Annotated in this window: 14 protein-coding genes, 1 tRNA gene and 1 pseudogene; 5 read left to right on the top strand and 11 right to left on the bottom strand. The window is 49.0% G+C overall.

Annotation, left to right across the window (positions count from 1 at the left end):
• Positions 1–4: 4 nt before the first annotated feature.
• The 4 genes from ACJHX3_RS10115 to yicS all read right to left on the bottom strand — a co-directional run bounded on the left by ACJHX3_RS10115 (position 5) and on the right by yicS (position 3126).
• Positions 5–1786, bottom strand: coding sequence for a YopB/SseC family type III secretion system translocon subunit (locus ACJHX3_RS10115; protein ID WP_094308480.1), 1782 nt, complete (start codon positions 1784–1786; stop codon positions 5–7).
• Positions 1787–1841: 55 nt separating this feature from the next.
• Positions 1842–2024 carry a hypothetical protein gene (locus ACJHX3_RS10110; RefSeq protein WP_001024517.1) on the bottom strand — a complete coding sequence of 61 codons (183 nt, stop codon included), beginning with the start codon at positions 2022–2024 and terminating at the stop codon, positions 1842–1844.
• Between the two features lie 9 nt (positions 2025–2033).
• Positions 2034–2531 (bottom strand): SycD/LcrH family type III secretion system chaperone, encoded by a 498-nt coding sequence (locus ACJHX3_RS10105; RefSeq protein WP_000443173.1) that lies wholly within the window; start codon positions 2529–2531, stop codon positions 2034–2036.
• Positions 2532–2832: 301 nt separating this feature from the next.
• On the bottom strand, positions 2833–3126 hold the full coding sequence (yicS, locus tag ACJHX3_RS10100) for a protein YicS (RefSeq protein WP_001626280.1): 294 nt from the start codon (positions 3124–3126) through the stop codon (positions 2833–2835).
• Positions 3127–3335: 209 nt separating this feature from the next.
• Between yicS and nlpA the strand changes: the two genes are divergently transcribed.
• A complete protein-coding gene (gene nlpA / locus ACJHX3_RS10095) occupies positions 3336–4154 on the top strand; it encodes a lipoprotein NlpA (protein WP_087890866.1) in 819 nt (272 codons plus the stop codon).
• A 3-nt stretch (positions 4155–4157) separates the two neighbouring features.
• Here the strand turns inward: nlpA and ACJHX3_RS10090 are convergent, their stop codons facing one another.
• The 4 genes and pseudogenes from ACJHX3_RS10090 to ACJHX3_RS10075 form a co-directional block, all read right to left on the bottom strand.
• A complete protein-coding gene (locus ACJHX3_RS10090) occupies positions 4158–5081 on the bottom strand; it encodes a carboxylate/amino acid/amine transporter (RefSeq protein ID WP_087890867.1) in 924 nt (307 codons plus the stop codon).
• Positions 5082–5191: 110 nt separating this feature from the next.
• Positions 5192–6376, bottom strand: a complete 1185-nt coding sequence (locus ACJHX3_RS10085; RefSeq protein ID WP_094308481.1) for a sugar efflux transporter — start codon at positions 6374–6376, stop codon at positions 5192–5194.
• 441 nt (positions 6377–6817) lie between these two features.
• Positions 6818–6934 (bottom strand): annotated as a pseudogene (rhuM, locus tag ACJHX3_RS10080) (RhuM family protein); the annotation flags it as partial.
• Between the two features lie 78 nt (positions 6935–7012).
• Positions 7013–7107, bottom strand: a tRNA-Sec gene (locus ACJHX3_RS10075).
• Positions 7108–7399: 292 nt separating this feature from the next.
• Here ACJHX3_RS10075 and ACJHX3_RS10070 point away from each other — a divergent pair.
• Together ACJHX3_RS10070 and yicI are read left to right on the top strand one after the other, a co-directional pair.
• Entirely contained in the window at positions 7400–8782 is a 1383-nt protein-coding gene (locus ACJHX3_RS10070; RefSeq protein WP_000834422.1) for a glycoside-pentoside-hexuronide family transporter, read from the top strand.
• A gap of 9 nt (positions 8783–8791) precedes the next feature.
• On the top strand, positions 8792–11110 hold the full coding sequence (yicI, locus tag ACJHX3_RS10065) for an alpha-xylosidase (RefSeq protein WP_024216297.1): 2319 nt from the start codon (positions 8792–8794) through the stop codon (positions 11108–11110).
• A gap of 52 nt (positions 11111–11162) precedes the next feature.
• Here the strand turns inward: yicI and ACJHX3_RS10060 are convergent, their stop codons facing one another.
• Complete coding sequence (locus ACJHX3_RS10060) at positions 11163–12872, bottom strand: AsmA family protein (RefSeq protein ID WP_024211812.1); 1710 nt, start codon at positions 12870–12872, stop codon at positions 11163–11165.
• Between the two features lie 120 nt (positions 12873–12992).
• The gene (xanP, locus tag ACJHX3_RS10055; protein WP_001295238.1) at positions 12993–14384 is read right to left on the bottom strand and encodes a xanthine/proton symporter XanP; all 1392 of its coding nucleotides are present in this window, start codon (positions 14382–14384) and stop codon (positions 12993–12995) included.
• A gap of 278 nt (positions 14385–14662) precedes the next feature.
• Between xanP and gltS the strand changes: the two genes are divergently transcribed.
• Both gltS and ACJHX3_RS10045 read left to right on the top strand, forming a co-directional pair.
• Positions 14663–15868 carry a sodium/glutamate symporter gene (gene gltS, locus ACJHX3_RS10050; protein WP_000468836.1) on the top strand — a complete coding sequence of 402 codons (1206 nt, stop codon included), beginning with the start codon at positions 14663–14665 and terminating at the stop codon, positions 15866–15868.
• 2 nt (positions 15869–15870) lie between these two features.
• Positions 15871–16737: a hypothetical protein gene (locus ACJHX3_RS10045; RefSeq protein WP_094308483.1), complete on the top strand. Its 867-nt coding sequence runs from the start codon at positions 15871–15873 to the stop codon at positions 16735–16737.
• On the opposite strand, the gene recG is transcribed toward ACJHX3_RS10045, so the two are convergent.
• Positions 16722–18803, bottom strand: a complete 2082-nt coding sequence (gene recG / locus ACJHX3_RS10040) for an ATP-dependent DNA helicase RecG (RefSeq protein WP_087890868.1) — start codon at positions 18801–18803, stop codon at positions 16722–16724. The genes ACJHX3_RS10045 and recG overlap by 16 nt on opposite strands.
• Positions 18804–18806 lie beyond the last annotated feature (3 nt).

Below are 18806 nucleotides of genomic sequence, written 5' to 3'. Positions count from 1 at the left end.
CCTCTTATACGATAGAATGAGAAGCAAATTTCAAAGCTTCAGTTCGGTGTTGTAATACACGCACCATCTGAGCTACCTCTTGTTCGACGGTTTTATCTATCCTTTGCATCACTGTAAGCATTTGTTCGCGCGTTTTTGATAGATTGCTTATATCTTGTTGTAGAATTTCGATATCTGCAGACTTACTGGCAGCGTATTGATTCATGCTCGATGTAATTATTGTACAAACGCCCGAGGCAATTTTTTCAAGAAGAATAGTTATTTTTGCAAATATCATTATAAATTGTGATGATGCTTTTATTTTGTCACCGAGAAAATTTAATGCTGACATGATTTTTTTTGATACTGACTTGATCATAGATTCCACGGTGGATTTTATACTGTCAGTTATTTCTTTTGTGATTTCTTCGGCGGCAGTTTTTGAGAGTGCCTTTACAAGTTCACTTATTGCTACTGAACAAATTAATGTTGCACCAATCATTAATGTTACCATAACAATAGAAGCGGCTGCAGATGAGTAAATATCTTGTACTAAATCAATAGTCGTTTGTTGGACACCCAAGGCGTCCAGAAGAGCGCAGATTGCGAGTAGTGTGGGGTCATATTTAGAAATAATACCCGCAAGACCTTCAGTTAGTTTTCCCAAAATCCAACCGGTAGCCGTGGTACCCAGAGTGATTTGACAAATAATATCAACACCTAATACTACTGCCCCCGCGATTCCTCCAATTAGTGCCAGCGCTCCAGCAAAGCTTGCCCCAGCACTTGGAACTGCTGCGACAATACCAATCACAATTAAGGCTGCACTTACGGCAAAGGTAACTACAGTAACGACCTCATTAATAATGTTTAAAACTTTTGTCCATGTAGTATAGCTGCGTGCTGTTTTATTGAGTTTATTTTCCCTGACATGGTTAATCTCTTTCATTACCTCAGACTGATTTTTAATAGATTCGCAATTGGTATCGCCAATAACTTCCATTACTGAAGTAATCAAAAGGATAAATGTGGCTGTCGCGTTTCTGTTTTTCTGGTTTTCCTGGGTCAGGCAAATATTGGTGGTGAAGTTATTAATCTGTTCTTGCTGTTGAATTTCATCAAAAATCTCCATACTTTGGCCGATCGCAGCATCAGCATCCATAATGGCTGTATTTAACGATTTCTCAGCTAACGATTTTTTTTGTAATGACAGCGTGAGTATTTTTTCAGCCGCATTTTTTTGCGTCAGTACTTTATTATATTGCGGATCGCCAGGTTGCAGTTGCGACAGCTCTTGATTCAATGTATTGACTTTTTTCTCCAGCGATTGCACCTTTTTATCGACCGTATTGTAATTATTATTGGCCTGATGCATGATGTCGTCGGCTTTTTGCGCGGAATCTAATGACGAGGAGTAAGCGTCACTTAATTCACGAAACTTATTATGCGCCATTTCGTGTCGAAGCAGGGTGCTGTCAAGGTTATTATGCAAACGTGTTGTAATATCCTGATCGGCAATGCCTGTTAGATTACCCAAAATCATCGTCAGGCGGGCATCGTTCGTCTTTGCTGTAGTGGCGTTGTCGGAATCTGAAACCTGCATTTCAGGTGGAGCAAGCATAGGTTTGTTTTCAAGACGAGCGCGAATATCGTTATCAAGGGACTTCGGGTTTTTATTAAGCCGCATGGGATCAACTTGCGTTTTGTTGCTGTCCTGCAGTCTTTTTTCCGCATCGCTATACTGTGTGCGCAATGTTTCGCTGATTTGTTCAAACGTGATCGTTTGTCCCGTAATTGGTGCCGACATAATTCACCTCCTTTTTAAGCTATCATCGGGTGTAATTAATTCTTTTTTATTTAACTCATGGCAGATGTTTATTCCCATCTAAAATGGCATCAACGGGAAAGTAAGTAATGTGTTTATTGTTATTCTTCTCATTTATTTTATCGCCATGGTTATTTTTTAAATCAACCGGGGCTTCCTCATGATATTTCCTGATTAACTCTTCAGGCGTAAAAGAAGACTTTTTTCCGTTTATGTTCATTTTGCCGACTCACTCTGTTTGAACTTCTTCTTCGGTATTTGCTGTCAAGAGTTCAAGATAAGCAGTAGCCATCTCTTTAACTTTTTCATTTTGGCTGTAGGTTACGACTGTATTAAATAACTCCGTGGCCATTTTAGTGTTTTTTAAGCCCATCTGGCATTGGCCCATATAATAAACTAAAGAGAAATCGTTATCGGGAGATAGCATTAAACAGATATGATACATGTCGAATGCCTTTTGATAATCTTTCTTCAACTGACAGACGGCGGCATATCCTTTTAAATAGTTATAATTTTGGAAATCATAAATACAGAGAAATTTAAAAAAGAGCTCAGCTTCGTCAAGTCTTCCTTTTTCATAAAAGTTATAAGCGTAAGCATAAACGCCTTCAAGGGTATCCGGAGTAATGCCATGCAGCTCTGCAAGTGTTGCTCCCATACCTAATGCACGTTCGAACTTACTGGCAATTTCTTTATTTTCTTCTAAATCCAGATTTGCGCTTTCCATCTCTACTCTCTCCTTTCGAACATTCTTTGTTCAGACTTCACCATTTTTTAGAGGGGGGTGATATCAAAATTCGCTCATTTTTATGCCCATCCGTTGGGCTTCCTTTTCTGCATTAAAAACAAGTATTGTTTCAATGAGATAAGATTTTCTATGTGATGAAATGAAAACAATGTAGAGGGAAATTTATCCACAATCCTGATGAACGGGTTCAATTTTGATTGGAATTTGAAAAAGCAGGTGATTTACTGATGTGCGAGCGTACGTCAGCGGCTGCTGGCCTGAGCGCGGAGGTGTGCGAAATTCACATATCCGGGCATTCCACCTTACCCAGCGCTTCCCAGTAGTTATTCTGATTATTACGCTCCATCGCCACAATAGCTTCGCGGATATGTTGTTTGTTACTCTCATCAGACAACATTAATTTTTCCCACGCTTCGTCTGATAATGACGCCTGTGGCGTGCAAATTTTACGTAAATCTTGCAATACCGTAGTTTTCTCTTTTGCCGACTGTAGCGAACTGAATGGCGACTCGGCCTGAGAAATGGCTGGAAAAGTCAGGAATACGGTAATCATGAGTAGCATCGTTAGCTTCATAGTTGCAACCTTCTGCAAATGTGCATCGAATGAAGCATAAGTGTAGTTTGCTTTTGCCGCTCTCATCATGCTGTACGAAAGGTGTTTGCGTGGTCAGTAAGAAGTGCCAGTTTTATATACCTTTTTCTTCTATTCGATAGCTTTTCGTTTTTTAAATCGTAGTGATCTTGCCATTATAGTCAGTTAACGATTAAAAAAAGGATAAAAAAGTGAAACTGACAACACATCATCTACGGGCGGGGGCCGCATTATTACTGGCAGGAATTCTGCTGGCAGGTTGCGACCAGAGCAACAGCGATGAAAAGCACATTAAAGTGGGCGTTATTAATGGCGCAGAACAAGATGTCGCGGAAGTCGCTAAAAAGGTGGCAAAAGAGAAATATGGCCTCGATGTTGAACTGGTAGGATTTAGCGGTTCGTTGCTACCGAACGATGCGACAAATCATGGCGAGCTTGATGCGAACGTCTTCCAGCATCGGCCCTTTCTTGAACAAGATAATCAGGCACATGGTTATAAACTGGTAGCGGTGGGAAATACGTTTGTCTTCCCTATGGCGGGTTATTCCAAAAAAATCAAAACCGTGGCGCAAATAAAAGAAGGCGCGACAGTGGCGATCCCCAACGACCCGACCAACCTTGGTCGCGCGCTTTTACTGTTGCAAAAAGAGAAGCTAATTATTCTGAAAGAGGGAAAAGGGTTATTACCTACCGCGCTGGATATAACCGATAATCCTCGTCATTTGCAGATTATGGAACTCGAGGGGGCGCAGCTCCCGCGCGTACTGGATGATCCCAAAGTTGATGTGGCGATTATCAGCACCACTTACATTCAGCAGACCGGACTTTCTCCGGTGCACGACAGCGTATTTATTGAAGATAAAAATTCGCCGTATGTGAACATTCTGGTAGCACGGGAAGATAATAAGAATGCAGAAAACGTGAAGGAATTTCTGCAATCTTATCAATCATCCGAAGTCGCTAAAGCGGCAGAAACCATCTTTAACGGTGGCGCGGTGCCTGGCTGGTAATTCTCACTCATCCCGCGCCGGACGATTTATTTTTCTGGCGCGGCGACGGGAATCCATTGAAATCAAAATCACCGATGACAGAATCAGTAGCGTTCCCAGCCAGTCCGTTAATGTGAACGTGATCCCCAGCAACAGCAAAGAGAGCAGCGCGCTACTTAATGGTTCTGCACAGCTTAAAATGCTGGCTTTTGGTCCACCAATTAATTGTGCACCTTTCAGGTACAGACTAAATGTCAGGGACGTACCAATGACGACCAAATAAAAAAACGCCAGAATCAAACTGCCGTTAACGACAAAGTTTGTTCCTTGTCTGGCATAAAAAGGCAACAGAATCAGACCGCCGATCAGCATACTCCAGCCGACGACAGGCAACGTGCCATAGCGGGCAATCAGCGTTGAGGGATAGGTGGTATAGAATGCAGCAGCAAATGCCGAGGCAATGCCCCAGAATAACGCGGCCGGAGAGATCGATAATGACGTCGGATTACCGTGTGTCACCAATAAAAAAGTCCCGATCAGCGATGTCAAAATAGCGCAGAAAACCAGAATGCCCGGGCGAGATTTACGCACCAGTGAGAACCAAGCGACGATAATCGTCGGTGAGAGGAATTGCAGCACCGTTGCCGTGGCAGCATTCGATTTTTCAATGGTTAGTAAAAAAGTGAGCTGTACGGTTAGCGCACCAACCACGGAAAAAATCAGCAGACTAATGGCATCTTTGTGATTGTTAATAATAGAAAAGATTTTATCGCCATGCACAAATGACAGCGTCAGCAGAATCAAACCGGCGAATATCAAACGCGTCATAGTCAAAAACTGCGACGACATCTGGCTTTGCTCCATGATGTATTGCGCGCAGACCCCTGAACTTCCCCACAACACGGCGGCAATCAGAACGTTCAGCATCCCCTTTCTGGTGGAACCCATTTTTCCCTCTGCATACTGTTTTGTCGTTTATGTATGCAGGCATGATAGCAAAAATGGCGAGGATGGCTTTGTTTGCGCCACGCCGATTTTTCTTAGCCCAGACTGGTGAGCTAAATATCTTTAATAAACAGCAGGCAAATCATCGCAATACCCAACATCCCTATCGCCAGCCAGAACAACGCGTGGTAGCTCCAGATTTCAACCATAATTCCGTCAACAGAGCCGGCGATAATCCAGCCGACGCGTGAAGTGTTTGCATATAACGTTGTCGCAGAGCCTATTTTTTCAGGCATCAGGTCCTGAAAATAAAGCATGCCGATACCACAGAGAATACCAAGGAAGATGGCATTAAGAATTTGCAATTCCAGCTCAACTGCCGGAGTCGTCGCCATGAGTACGCTGGCGTAAAAACACATTCCACTCATGATAGCAATGAGCATTAATAGCCGCTTGCCAATACGTTTCATGTAATAGCCTGCGATTAACATCATCGGAATTTCCAGACCGGCAGCAATACCAATCATTTCTCCAGCCAGTTTATCGGTTAGATGCAGTTCATCAATAATAAATAGCGGCATATTTATCATGTAGAGATTATTCGCCGCCCACATCATTGAACAGACCACAAAAAGTAGCCGCGTATCCCGCTTCCTGTGGGTGGAGGGTAAAATTTCTACGGGTTGGGTAACGACAGGAATATTTCTTTGTATTGATGGCAAAAACAACCAGACTATCAGTCCGCAAACAACAAATGCGATGGCAGCGGTGAGATACATCACTTTAAAACTAAATCCCATTGCCAGTTCATAAGCGAGCGGTGGCCCGATAACCCAGGCAAGCGAGATCTGAGCACGTAAAAATGTACTGAACATTACCGTCTCACGGCCTGTTCTGTCGGCGTGTTCACGGGCGAGGGCGAACATTTGCGGGTTTGCGGTGGAAGCAAAACTACTCAGAAGTACGCCCGTTGAGAGCAGAATGAAGTAGTTGCGATTCCACGCAAAAAGCGTGCAGGCCAGCACTCCAAATAAGCAACATAGCAGAATTAGTAATTTACGGTCGCCTTGTTTATCGGAGTGCCTTGCCAGAAATTGACTGACCAGAATTCCCATAATAGCGCTACCGGTGAAGAAAAAACCTACCATTATAGGACGGGCTTTTAGTTCATCTGCGAGGAATATACTTAGGGTGGGAGTCTGGAGAGCGCCCGCAATACCCGTCAGAAAGGCGACAAGTAAAAATGCCGCGGCAGTGAGATCAAGTATTTTTGATGGAGTGGTAGCCGTTTTTTGCATTCTTCTGAATCACCGGGCGACAAAATATAACTGAGTTACAAATAAGTACCAGTCGAATGAGTATTGTATTAAGAATTTTTGAGTATCGCTGATACAACCAGAAAGCAATGCTAGCGCAATATTATAGGGCCAGCAATTGAGATTATTAGCAAAAGCATGTTAAGAATTAATCACCGAATTTATATATTAATTATAGTAAGGCAATGAGCTATTTTTGATAGTAAAAATAAAACAAGTTGATTTGATATATTAAATGAAAAAATTAATCTTGATGACAGTCTGATTATTGGTGAAGTTTACAGGTCAGTTTTTTTCGCCAGCTGTTAAAGGAATAGAATAGTCGTATAAAAAAGGGTGTTATGGAGCGTGTAAAACAATATCTTCACCTTAATGGCGATACAGTTGGCTGAGAGTCAGCAGGGGGCAAATCACCTGCAATTAAACACGGCGCATGCTGGTGCGAATATCGCGGATGCGTTCGAGGACAGAAGAACCGACAGGCGGATTCTTCAGTCGCTCATCGTCCATCATAAAACCTTTGATCAGGTATTCCTGAAGCCGATTGAATATTGAGCAGTAGAAAATCTCTGGATTGACAGTATTACAAGGGGTTGGAGAACGTATGAAGAGGCATTTTGGCGGAAGATCACAGGAGTCGAACCTGCCCGGGACCGCTGGCGGCCCCAACTGGATTTGAAGTCCAGCCGCCTCACCGGAGACGACGATCTTCCGCGCCTCGATTGCTACATGGAGGCGGGGCGCATTATAGCTACTTCCTTGAGTTTCTACATCCCCCAGATCAGTTTTTTCCGCCTAATACACGCAGCGTATTATCACGAAAGCATTATAATTCATATAAAATCCATATTTTACAATGATATATGAGCGGAATTAACGCTACCACGATCACATAAAACAAGAATCATAAATTAATAACCAGATATCGGAATATTCGCTCTCACAGGGATGGTTTACAAAATGCGTTATCGGTCTCAGCACCCCTATAGCATCAAGGAAAAGCAGATGAAGAGTGAAGTGTTGTCCGTTAAAGAGAAAATTGGTTATGGCATGGGAGACGCCGCCAGCCACATTATTTTCGATAACGTAATGTTATATATGATGTTCTTTTATACCGATATTTTTGGCATTCCTGCCGGATTTGTCGGAACCATGTTTTTGGTCGCTCGTGCACTGGATGCGATTTCCGATCCTTGCATGGGGTTGTTGGCCGATCGAACGCGCTCTCGCTGGGGTAAATTTCGTCCGTGGGTACTGTTTGGCGCACTGCCATTTGGGATCGTCTGTGTACTGGCCTATAGCACGCCAGATCTCAGTATGAACGGAAAAATGATTTATGCAGCAATTACTTACACCCTACTTACCTTACTTTATACCATCGTTAATATCCCTTACTGCGCATTGGGTGGTGTAATCACCAATGACCCGACTCAGCGTATCTCGCTGCAATCCTGGCGTTTTGTGCTGGCGACCGCGGGAGGCATGCTCTCTACTGTGCTGATGATGCCGCTGGTTAATTTAATTGGTGGTGATAATAAACCACTCGGTTTCCAGGGCGGTATCGCGGTCCTTTCTGTGGTGGCATTTATGATGCTGGCATTTTGTTTCTTCACCACTAAAGAACGCGTTGAAGCACCACCTACAACGACGTCTATGCGGGAAGATTTACGTGATATCTGGCAAAACGACCAGTGGCGGATTGTCGGTTTACTAACCATTTTCAATATCCTGGCGGTGTGCGTACGCGGTGGAGCGATGATGTATTACGTCACATGGATTTTGGGTACGCCGGAAGTGTTTGTCGCTTTTCTCACCACTTATTGCGTGGGTAACCTGATTGGTTCCGCTCTGGCAAAACCGCTGACCGACTGGAAATGTAAAGTCACTATCTTCTGGTGGACGAACGCCCTGCTGGCAGTGATTAGCCTCGCGATGTTCTTTGTTCCTATGCAGGCCAGCATCACCATGTTTGTCTTCATCTTCGTGATTGGTGTGTTGCATCAACTGGTGACACCTATCCAGTGGGTAATGATGTCCGATACCGTCGACTACGGCGAGTGGTGCAATGGTAAACGCCTGACCGGGATCAGTTTTGCTGGCACGCTGTTTGTGCTCAAACTGGGGTTGGCCTTCGGCGGCGCTCTTATCGGCTGGATGCTGGCTTATGGCGGATATGATGCAGCAGAAAAAGCGCAGAACAGCGCCACGATTAGCATCATTATTGCGCTATTCACGATTGTTCCAGCGATCTGTTATTTGCTGAGCGCGATTATCGCTAAACGCTACTACTCACTCACGACGCACAATCTGAAAACCGTTATGGAACAGCTGGCCCAGGGCAAACGCCGTTGCCAGCAACAATTCACCTCTCAAGAAGTGCAGAATTAAGGAAAGGCAATGAAAATTAGCGACGGAAACTGGTTGATTCAACCTGGCCTCAATTTGATTCACCCGCTTCAGGTGTTCGAGGTTGAACAGCAGGGTAATGAAATGGTGGTCTATGCTGCCCCCCGTGATGTGCGTGAACGTACCTGGCAGCTTGATACGCCTTTATTTACGCTGCGCTTTTTCTCCCCACAGGAAGGTATTGTCGGTGTACGGATTGAGCATTTTCAGGGGGCGCTGAATAACGGTCCTCATTACCCGCTCAATATTTTGCAGGACGTGAAGGTCACAATCGAAAACACAGAACGTTACGCTGAGTTTAAAAGTGGCAACTTAAGTGCGCGAGTCAGCAAAGGTGAGTTCTGGTCACTGGATTTTCTGCGTAACGGCGAACGTATTACCGGTAGTCAGGTGAAAAATAATGGCTACGTGCAGGACACGAATAATCAGCGAAATTATATGTTTGAGCGGCTGGATCTTGGCGTTGGCGAAACAGTTTACGGTCTGGGAGAGCGCTTTACTGCCCTGGTGCGCAATGGCCAGACGGTAGAGACCTGGAACCGGGACGGCGGCACAAGTACTGAACAGGCGTATAAAAATATCCCGTTCTATATGACTAACCGTGGCTATGGGGTACTGGTCAATCATCCTCAATGCGTCTCTTTTGAAGTGGGATCGGAGAAAGTCTCCAAAGTGCAGTTCAGCGTTGAGAGTGAATATCTCGAATACTTTGTTATCGACGGCCCGACGCCGAAAGCGGTACTTGATCGTTATACCCGTTTTACTGGTCGTCCGGCGCTGCCGCCCGCGTGGTCCTTCGGCCTGTGGCTAACCACTTCATTTACCACCAACTACGACGAAGCGACGGTAAACAGCTTTATCGATGGTATGGCGGGACGCAATCTGCCACTGCATGTTTTTCACTTTGACTGTTTCTGGATGAAAGCCTTCCAGTGGTGCGATTTTGAGTGGGACCCGCTGACTTTCCCGGACCCGGAAGGGATGATCCGCCGCCTGAAAGCGAAAGGGCTAAAAATCTGCGTCTGGATTAACCCCTATATCGGGCAAAAATCCCCTGTCTTTAAAGAGTTGCAAGAGAAAGGCTATTTACTCAAACGCCCGGACGGTTCGTTATGGCAGTGGGATAAATGGCAGCCAGGTCTGGCGATTTATGACTTTACCAATCCGGATGCCTGCAAATGGTACGCCGACAAACTGAAAGGTCTGGTCGCGATGGGCGTTGATTGCTTTAAGACCGACTTTGGCGAACGTATTCCAACCGATGTTCAGTGGTTTGACGGTTCCGATCCGCAGAAAATGCATAACCATTATGCGTACATCTACAACGAACTGGTGTGGAAAGTGCTCAAGGAAACCGTTGGCGAGGAAGAAGCCGTCTTGTTTGCTCGCTCGGCCTCCGTTGGTGCGCAGAAATTCCCGGTACACTGGGGTGGTGACTGTTACGCTAACTACGAATCAATGGCGGAAAGCCTGCGCGGTGGTTTGTCTATTGGCCTTTCAGGTTTTGGTTTCTGGAGCCACGATATCGGCGGCTTTGAGAATACCGCTCCGGCGCACGTTTACAAACGCTGGTGCGCGTTTGGTTTGCTCTCCAGCCATAGCCGTTTACATGGCAGCAAATCTTATCGTGTGCCGTGGGCCTATGATGATGAGTCCTGTGATGTGGTGCGCTTCTTCACGCAACTGAAATGCCGCATGATGCCGTATCTGTATCGTGAAGCTGCTCGTGCGAACGCGCGGGGTACGCCGATGATGCGGGCCATGATGATGGAGTTCCCGGACGATCCGGCTTGTGATTACCTTGACCGTCAATACATGTTAGGCGACAACGTGATGGTTGCTCCGGTGTTCACTGAAGCGGGCGATGTGCAGTTCTACTTGCCGGAAGGTCGCTGGACACATCTGTGGCACAACGATGAACTCGATGGTAGTCGCTGGCATAAACAGCAGCACAGCTTCCTGAGTCTGCCCGTTTATGTGCGTGATAACACCCTACTGGCGCTGGGCAACAACGAGCAACGTCCCGATTACGCGTGGCACGAAGGCACGGCATTCCATCTCTTTAATCTGCAAGACGGGCATGAAGCTCTTTGTGAAGTGCCCGCTGCTGACGGTTCGGTGATCTTTACTCTAAAAGCAACACGTACTGGTAACACGATTACTGTGACTGGTGCGGGCGAGGCGAAGAACTGGACACTGTGCTTGCGCAATGTTGTGAAAGTAAATGGTCTGCAAGGCGGTTCGCAGGCTGAAAGTGAGCAGGGGCTGGTGGTGACGCCTCAAGGGAATGCGCTGACAATTACGTTGTAATCTATTGACGGAATGCCGGGTACGTCTGAGTCGTACCCGGCGAGATTGATTTTTACTGCACCGGCTCCGTCGACGTAACTTCACCACTGGAAACGACGCCCGCATTCATGGTTTGAGTCACTTGCTGCTTTGCGGCGTTCACGGCATGGAGTTGCCCGCTAACCGTAGGTTTCAGCGGGATATTGGCCTGAATATCGCCGCTGGCGGTAAGCTGAATATTGCCGTCGCCAGTCAACGGTAATTCAGGCCATCCCCACTGTTGCAAAATATTCACCGGCACACCGCGTCCATTCAGGCTGATATGGGTCTGACGTTGTGGCGTTTGTGAAACACTGGCGGTGGCTTCCAGAATGCCTTTTTCAGTAAATGCACTCAGTTCGCTGATATTCACCGTGCTGCTGTTGGCGGTCAGCGCCAGCGATGGGCGACGAACATCAACACGATTGAATGTCGCGGCGGCGGCATTCAGATTCGCCGAACCACTCCAGACGCCCCATTTATGATCGGTAACCAGCGTCAGGTTGGCACCGTAACCATCGAGCGCGGTGAGCTGCCACGGGAAGTCAGGGTCGATATCAATGATCAGATTGCGGCTGGCGCTAAATCTCTTCAGTTGCAGGCTGTTTAACCAACCCGGTGTCGTTTCCATCCACAACTGTTGCCAGTTTTTTGGCAAGGTATATTCCAGTCCGGCAATTGCCGCATCATCAAGGATCAACGTTTTCCCGTTGCGCAGCCAGTTCCCGGACGTTCTGACCATGCCCCCTTCCCAGCGGCTGGTGAACTGGCGCAGCGCTACGCCCTGCGGGGAAAATTCCGCGTTTATAATCGGGTCAAATAAATGCAGCGAACCATAAATGAACTCGCTAGCGTTCATCGACAGTTTGCCTTCCTGTGTCTGCCAGTCATCTTTACTGAAGGTCATGTTGCGCAAGCTGAGATCGAGGTCGGTCACCGCCCAGTCCGGACCTTGCAGGCGAGCGTCGATGACTTCCAGGCGACCAATCTGCAACGACGGGACAGAGAGTAATGGCGCAAAGAAGTCGGTTAGCGATTTTTCGCTTTGTAGACGGATATCCGCCATGCGCAGATTTTCCACTTGCCAGCTGCCGTCGGCGTTACGCTGCGCGTTTCCGGTTAATGTCCCGCGGGCGATGTCGGCACCCAGGTTAGTCAGCGTAACGCGATCGTTATCAATACTGCCTTCAATCAGTACATTGGTGGCAGGAACATCATTGAGCGAAAGCGATCCGGCACTAAACTGAATCTGCGCCTTCGTACCCAGCACTTTACCGGCTTCTGGTGACCACGGAACCACGCCGCCATTTACCCGCTGCGCGCTCAGTTTCCATTCGCTATTCGGGCTATTAAACGCCATATCACGCAGTTGCAGACGATCGGCTTTGAACGGTAGCGGCGCGGTCTGGTCGGTGAGATTCAGCGTCCCGTTTTCCAGCAGGATGGTATCGACATGGCGTGGTTCGGTCAGTTGGCGACTGCTTAGCGCAATGTCGACACTTTTGGCCACCAGGGTCGCGGGCTGACCATCACGACCAAACGTGACGTTCTCCAGCACGATATGAGATGGCGCGGAAAAACGGTGATCCATCGCCCCGAAGGCCAGATGATAGTCACTATTTTCGGAAACCCATGCGCTGATATGTTCTGCTCCCCAGCGGGTTTGCAGAAGAAAATAGAGGCCAGCGATCACCACTAACAGAGCGATGAGAATGTAGAGAAGCAGCTTCCCAATAAATTTCATGGTCTTCCATCCCGTGAAATGCACATAAGGGAGTTATGCACGATTTACGCGCAATCCTCAAGGCGGGAATGGTGAAAGAGGTGAGACTGCGGCGGTAATTATCTTACCGCCGCCAGTGAATTACTGTTTTTCTGGTGGGAAAATCAGATTCAGCACGATGGCAGTAATACCGCCCGCGGCGATCCCGGAGGAGAGCAGGTTTTTCAGCCATTCAGGGGCAAACTGCAAAATCAGCGGCTGCTGAGACACGCCCAGACCGACCGCCAGCGACAGCGCGATAATCAGAATCGCCCGACGGTTCAGCGGCTCACGAGACACAATGCGCACACCGGAGGCGGCGATGGTGCCAAACATTACAAGCGTTGCGCCGCCCAGAACCGGTTCTGGAATATGTTGTACAAAACCGCTCACCGCCGGGAAGAGACCCAGCACGATCAACATCAGCGCGACGACAAAACCGACATAGCGGCTGGCAACACCGGTCAACTGGATCACACCGTTGTTCTGCCCGAAGCAGGAGTTCGGGAAGGTGTTAAATACCGCCGAAACAAACGAGTTCAGGCCGTTTGCCAGCACGCCGCCTTTCAGGCGTTTCATGTACAGCGGACCGGACACTGGCTGTTCGGAAACGTCAGAGGTCGCCGTGATATCGCCAATGGTTTCCAGCGAAGTGATCATAAAGACCAGCATCAGCGGCAGCAGCAGACTCCATTCAATGCCAAGGCCGTAATAGAGCGGCGTTGGTACCATAATCAGTTCTTGCGTCATCGGTTCGTTGCTTTCTGGCAACATGCCCATAAACCACGCCAGCGCATATCCGGCCGCCATCGCAATCACCAGTGAGGCCACGCGCAAATATGGGTTACGTTGACGGTTAAGCAGGATAATTAAGGCTAAGACCACGCCTGCCAGCAACAGATTTTTCGGTGCGCCGAAGGTGTTATCGCTCATGGCTGCGTAACCGCCGCCAATGGATGTTAGCCCCACCTGAATTAGCGACAGGCCGATAATCATCACCACAACGCCAGAAACCAGCGGCGTAATAATGCGGCGCGCCAGATGCAGAACACGGGAGATCACCATCTCGGTGCAACTTGCCAGCATCAACGTGCCGAACAAAGCCGCCATCATGGTAGGAACATCAGCACCACCGGTTTTCAGCGCGGTACCGCCCATAATCAGCGGGGCAACAAAGTTGAAGCTGGTGCCCTGAATAGACAACAGCCCGGAGCCAACCGGACCCCAGGCCTTAATTTGAATAATCGATGCCACACCGGAGGCAAACAGCGACATACTAATAATGTGTTGCGTGTCTTGTGCCGGTAAACCCAGCGCCTGGCAGATTAATAGCGCTGGCGTGATCACCGCAACGAACATCGCCAGCAGATGCTGACAGGCGGCAAACAGAGTTTGAGGAAGCGGCGGACGATCTTCAAGACGGTAAATCAGTTCGCTGTTTTGAGTCTGCGCAACCGGTTGCGCATTTTCTGACTCGAGGGTGGAAACAGACATCGAAAACAATCCCGTGGTAGCAAAGCGGGCATTTTAGCTGACCGAAAGATAAAAGCAAACGTTTGCCACATCCTCATCTAAATATTTAAATGAGATAAATGCACTTTTTTATATAACTTTTGGTATTTTTCTGCTTAAAATCCATGCCATTTGTTCATTAACAGCTGAGAATTTGACCCAGGAAAGCATAACTCGATACCCGTCATAGTTCATAAGTTGCCACTGCGCGATGAAGTATGACGAGTATGAAAGAGTGATGCGGATACAAAGGAGTAACTATGTTTCATCTCGATACTTTAGCAACGCTTGTTGCCGCAACGCTGACGTTGCTGCTCGGGCGTAAGTTGGTCCATTCCGTCTCCTTTTTGAAGAAATACACCATACCGGAACCAGTTGCGGGTGGTTTGTTGGTGGCGCTGGCGCTACTGGTACTGAAAAAAAGCATGGGCTGGGAAGTCAACTTTGATATGTCCCTGCGCGATCCGTTAATGCTGGCATTCTTCGCCACCATTGGCCTGAACGCCAACATTGCCAGTTTGCGTGCCGGTGGGCGTGTGGTTGGCATCTTCTTGATTGTGGTTGTTGGTCTGTTGGTGATGCAAAATGCCATTGGCATTGGTATGGCTAGCCTGTTAGGGCTTGATCCGCTGATGGGGCTGCTGGCCGGTTCTATTACGCTTTCCGGCGGTCACGGTACGGGAGCTGCATGGAGTAAATTGTTCATTGAACGTTATGGCTTCACCAATGCGACGGAAGTGGCGATGGCCTGTGCGACGTTTGGTCTGGTGCTGGGCGGCTTGATTGGCGGTCCGGTAGCGCGCTATCTGGTGAAACACTCCACCACGCCGAACGGTATTCCGGATGACCAGGAAGTCCCGACGGCGTTCGAAAAGCCGGATGTGGGCCGCATGATCACCTCGCTGGTGCTGATTGAAACTATCGCGCTGATTGCTATCTGCCTGACGGTGGGGAAAATTGTTGCGCAACTTTTGGCTGGCACTGCTTTTGAACTGCCGACCTTCGTCTGTGTACTGTTTGTTGGCGTGATTCTGAGCAACGGTCTGTCAATGATGGGCTTTTACCGCGTCTTTGAGCGTGCGGTATCCGTGCTTGGTAACGTAAGCCTGTCGTTGTTCCTGGCGATGGCGCTGATGGGGCTGAAACTATGGGAGCTGGCTTCGCTGGCGCTGCCGATGCTGGCGATTCTGGTGGTACAGACCATCTTCATGGCGTTGTATGCCATCTTCGTTACTTGGCGCATGATGGGCAAAAACTACGATGCGGCGGTGCTGGCTGCGGGTCATTGTGGTTTTGGCCTCGGTGCAACGCCAACGGCAATCGCCAACATGCAGGCGATCACTGAACGTTTTGGCCCGTCGCACATGGCGTTCCTGGTAGTGCCGATGGTCGGTGCGTTCTTTATTGATATCGTTAACGCGCTGGTGATTAAGCTGTATTTAATGTTGCCGATTTTTGCGGGCTAAAAATGAAAAAGCGTCGGAAGGAACCGGAAACGCTACGTGAACACTGTCGCCATATTTTTGGTGATGAGCCGCCAGTACTCTGTGTATGGGAAACGGAATTTGATTACGCAGATGCCGAACTCAAGGCGCTGGCAGCTAAAGAGTGGCAACAGATAGGCGAATGGGATTTGAGTGCTTACTATGTACTCAATCTCGTTTATAACGAACCGATGCAAATAGAGCTGTTTCGCTATCTGTTTCCGCTATGCTTGGCGCAATGGCATGAAGCCGTTTTGGCAGGTGGTTATGGCGATCACTTCGAAGAATCCTTAATGAAGGCATTGCGTCGGCCCTATCTCTGGCAGGAGATGATGAATGCTTCCCAACGCCAGCAGGTACGGCAATTTTTACTGGAAACCGCGTTGCAGCGTATGGATAACGAGCGTGGTTTCAATAATGTTCTTTGCTGGCTGGCGGTGTTCAATACTCTGGGCGGGGCCGCGCCGTTAATTCATTCTCTCTGGTCACGCTGGTGGGGGCTGGATACGCCCGGCAAAGCAGTGTGTGCTATCCAATATGCCGCGCATCTTATTTATCCCATAGAAGCAAATCCGCTTTGGCCGAAAGGATGGTTTGGCTGGGAGCATCCATTAGGCCATAAAGATGGCTGGTCCTCTGAGAATCGCGCTTTTCTTCGCCAGATGTTAACACCTGAAATGATTGTGGCTGGCGTACAGGCAGCGGCTGAAATTCTGCGTGGTGAACCGGAAGGCGCAATGGCGGCGCGAATTGCGCAGGATGCGTATGAGGCAATGGATATCATCACTATCCAGATTGAAGATTTACTGCGTGACTTGTCTTGCGATGAGTCAGGTCATGCGTTGGAGTAGCGTTCTGTTTCTGGCATCCAGCGTTCTATCAGGGCTTTTGCCTGCTGTGGGTAACGTTCGTGAATATGGCGTGCCAGGCGCTGAACTTCCGGGATCATCGCCTGATCGCGCAGTAAATCCGCCACTTTAAACTCAGCATTACCCGTCTGACGCGTACCTAACAGTTCACCCGGTCCGCGAATCTCTAAGTCTTTCTGTGCAATCACAAAACCGTCGTTGCTGTCGCGCAGCACTTGCAGCCGAATTTGCGCGGTTTTGGAGAGCGGCGTTTTGTAGAGCAGCACGCAGTGAGAAGCCACCGCACCACGACCTACACGCCCGCGAAGCTGGTGTAACTGCGCCAGACCCAGACGCTCAGGGTTTTCGATAATCATCAGACTGGCGTTAGGCACATCAACACCGACTTCAATAACGGTAGTGGCAACCAGCAGGTGTAGTTCACCTTGTTTAAACGACGCCATCACCGCCTGTTTCTCGGCAGGTTTCATCCGCCCGTGTACCAGGCCGACGTTCAGTTCCGGCAACGCCAGTTTCAACTCTTCCCAGGTAGCTTCCGCCGCCTGCGCTTCCAGTAACTCTGACTCTTCAATCAACGTACAAACCCAGTACGCCTGACAACCTCCAGTCATGCAGGCGTGGCGCACGCGGTCAATGATGTCGGTACGGCGAGTATCAGGAATAGCGACCGTAGTCACTGGCGTGCGGCCTGGCGGCAGTTCATCAATGACCGAGGTGTCGAGATCAGCATACGCAGTCATCGCCAGCGTGCGGGGGATCGGCGTGGCGGTCATGATCAACTGATGCGGATGGAAGCCTTGCTGCTGGCCTTTCTCCCATAACGCCAGACGCTGATGCACGCCAAAACGATGCTGTTCGTCGATAATCACTAGCGCCAGGCCGTTAAACTGCACCTGTTCCTGGAAGATGGCGTGTGTTCCGACAATCATCTGCACCTGACCGCTGGCGATGGCTTCCTGCTGTGCCAGCCGCGCTTTACCTTTCTGCTTACCGGCGAGCCAGCCCACTTCGATACCGAGCGGTGCAAACCAGTTACGGAAGTTATTGGCGTGCTGTTCGGCGAGTAATTCGGTTGGTGCCATCAATGCCACCTGTTTGCCGTGGGCAATCGCACGCAGCGCGGCGAGGGCGGCGACCAGCGTTTTACCGGAACCTACATCGCCCTGTACCAGGCGCATCATCGGCACATCCAGCGCCATATCGCGCTCGATCTCCGCCGCTACGCGTGCCTGTGCGCCCGTTGGCTTGAACGGTAAGGCTGCGAGGAGTTTATTTTTCAGCGCGTCATTGGCGCTCAGTGGCTGGGCATGGAAACGTTGTGCACCAGCGCGTAACGCCAACATGCTGAGGTTGTGCGCCAGCAGTTCTTCCAGAATCAGACGGCGTTGTGCCGGATGCTGGCCGGTTTCCAGATCGCTAAGCTGTAGCGTCGGCGGCGGTCGGTGCAAAGTGCGCAACGCTTCCGGCAACGTCATCATTCCTTGTGACAGTTCCGGCGGCAGGAGTTCTTCAATGGCGCAGGTGTCGAGCAGATCCAGCGCCTGATCGGTTAATTTACGCAGCGTGGCCTGCTTTACGCCTTCCGTAGTTGGGTAAACCGGCGTTAGCGTTTCCTGTAATTCTGGCGTGCTGAGATCGCCCTGCACGCGGTATTCCGGGTGGATCATCTCCGCACCATATTTGCCGCGCTTTGCTTCGCCATAGGCCAGCACGCGGCGGCCTGTCGCCAGGCTATTTTTCATTGCCGCATTGAAGTTGAAAAAGCGCATGGTGAGAATGCCGGAACCGTCGCTGATCTGGCAGGTCATCATCCGCCGACCTCCGAAGGAGATATTGCAGTTCAGCACTTCGCCTTCCACCGTGGCATAAACGCCTGGCAGTAGTTCTCCGATGGGGTAGAGATGGGTGCGATCTTCGTAGCGCAGGGGAAGGTGTAAGAGTAGATCCTGCACGGTATGCAGGTTGATTTTCGCCAGTTTGTTACTAAGTGCTGCGCCAACGCCCGTTAGGGAACTGAGTGGGACAGCATCTAACAGGCGACCTTTCATGGC

It is taken from the genome of Escherichia sp. WS1265, from assembly GCF_046487585.1.
Taxonomy (GTDB): Bacteria; Pseudomonadota; Gammaproteobacteria; order Enterobacterales; family Enterobacteriaceae; genus Escherichia; species Escherichia coli.
The sequence above is the reverse complement of the archived record's forward strand: the minus strand, read 5'-3'. Positions and strand labels throughout refer to the sequence as shown.

Excerpts from the sequence above, each read along its gene's own strand:
- ACJHX3_RS10115 (WP_094308480.1), bottom strand. The coding sequence starts at position 1,786 with ATGTCGGCACCAATTACGGGACAAACGATCACGTTTGAACAAATCAGC.
- ACJHX3_RS10110 (WP_001024517.1), bottom strand. The coding sequence starts at position 2,024 with ATGAACATAAACGGAAAAAAGTCTTCTTTTACGCCTGAAGAGTTAATC.
- ACJHX3_RS10105 (WP_000443173.1), bottom strand. The coding sequence starts at position 2,531 with ATGGAAAGCGCAAATCTGGATTTAGAAGAAAATAAAGAAATTGCCAGT.
- yicS (WP_001626280.1), bottom strand. The coding sequence starts at position 3,126 with ATGAAGCTAACGATGCTACTCATGATTACCGTATTCCTGACTTTTCCA.
- ACJHX3_RS10090 (WP_087890867.1), bottom strand. The coding sequence starts at position 5,081 with ATGGGTTCCACCAGAAAGGGGATGCTGAACGTTCTGATTGCCGCCGTG.
- ACJHX3_RS10085 (WP_094308481.1), bottom strand. The coding sequence starts at position 6,376 with ATGCAAAAAACGGCTACCACTCCATCAAAAATACTTGATCTCACTGCC.
- ACJHX3_RS10070 (WP_000834422.1), top strand. The coding sequence starts at position 7,400 with ATGAAGAGTGAAGTGTTGTCCGTTAAAGAGAAAATTGGTTATGGCATG.
- yicI (WP_024216297.1), top strand. The coding sequence starts at position 8,792 with ATGAAAATTAGCGACGGAAACTGGTTGATTCAACCTGGCCTCAATTTG.
- ACJHX3_RS10060 (WP_024211812.1), bottom strand. The coding sequence starts at position 12,872 with ATGAAATTTATTGGGAAGCTGCTTCTCTACATTCTCATCGCTCTGTTA.
- xanP (WP_001295238.1), bottom strand. The coding sequence starts at position 14,384 with ATGTCTGTTTCCACCCTCGAGTCAGAAAATGCGCAACCGGTTGCGCAG.
- gltS (WP_000468836.1), top strand. The coding sequence starts at position 14,663 with ATGTTTCATCTCGATACTTTAGCAACGCTTGTTGCCGCAACGCTGACG.
- ACJHX3_RS10045 (WP_094308483.1), top strand. The coding sequence starts at position 15,871 with ATGAAAAAGCGTCGGAAGGAACCGGAAACGCTACGTGAACACTGTCGC.
- recG (WP_087890868.1), bottom strand. The coding sequence starts at position 18,803 with ATGAAAGGTCGCCTGTTAGATGCTGTCCCACTCAGTTCCCTAACGGGC.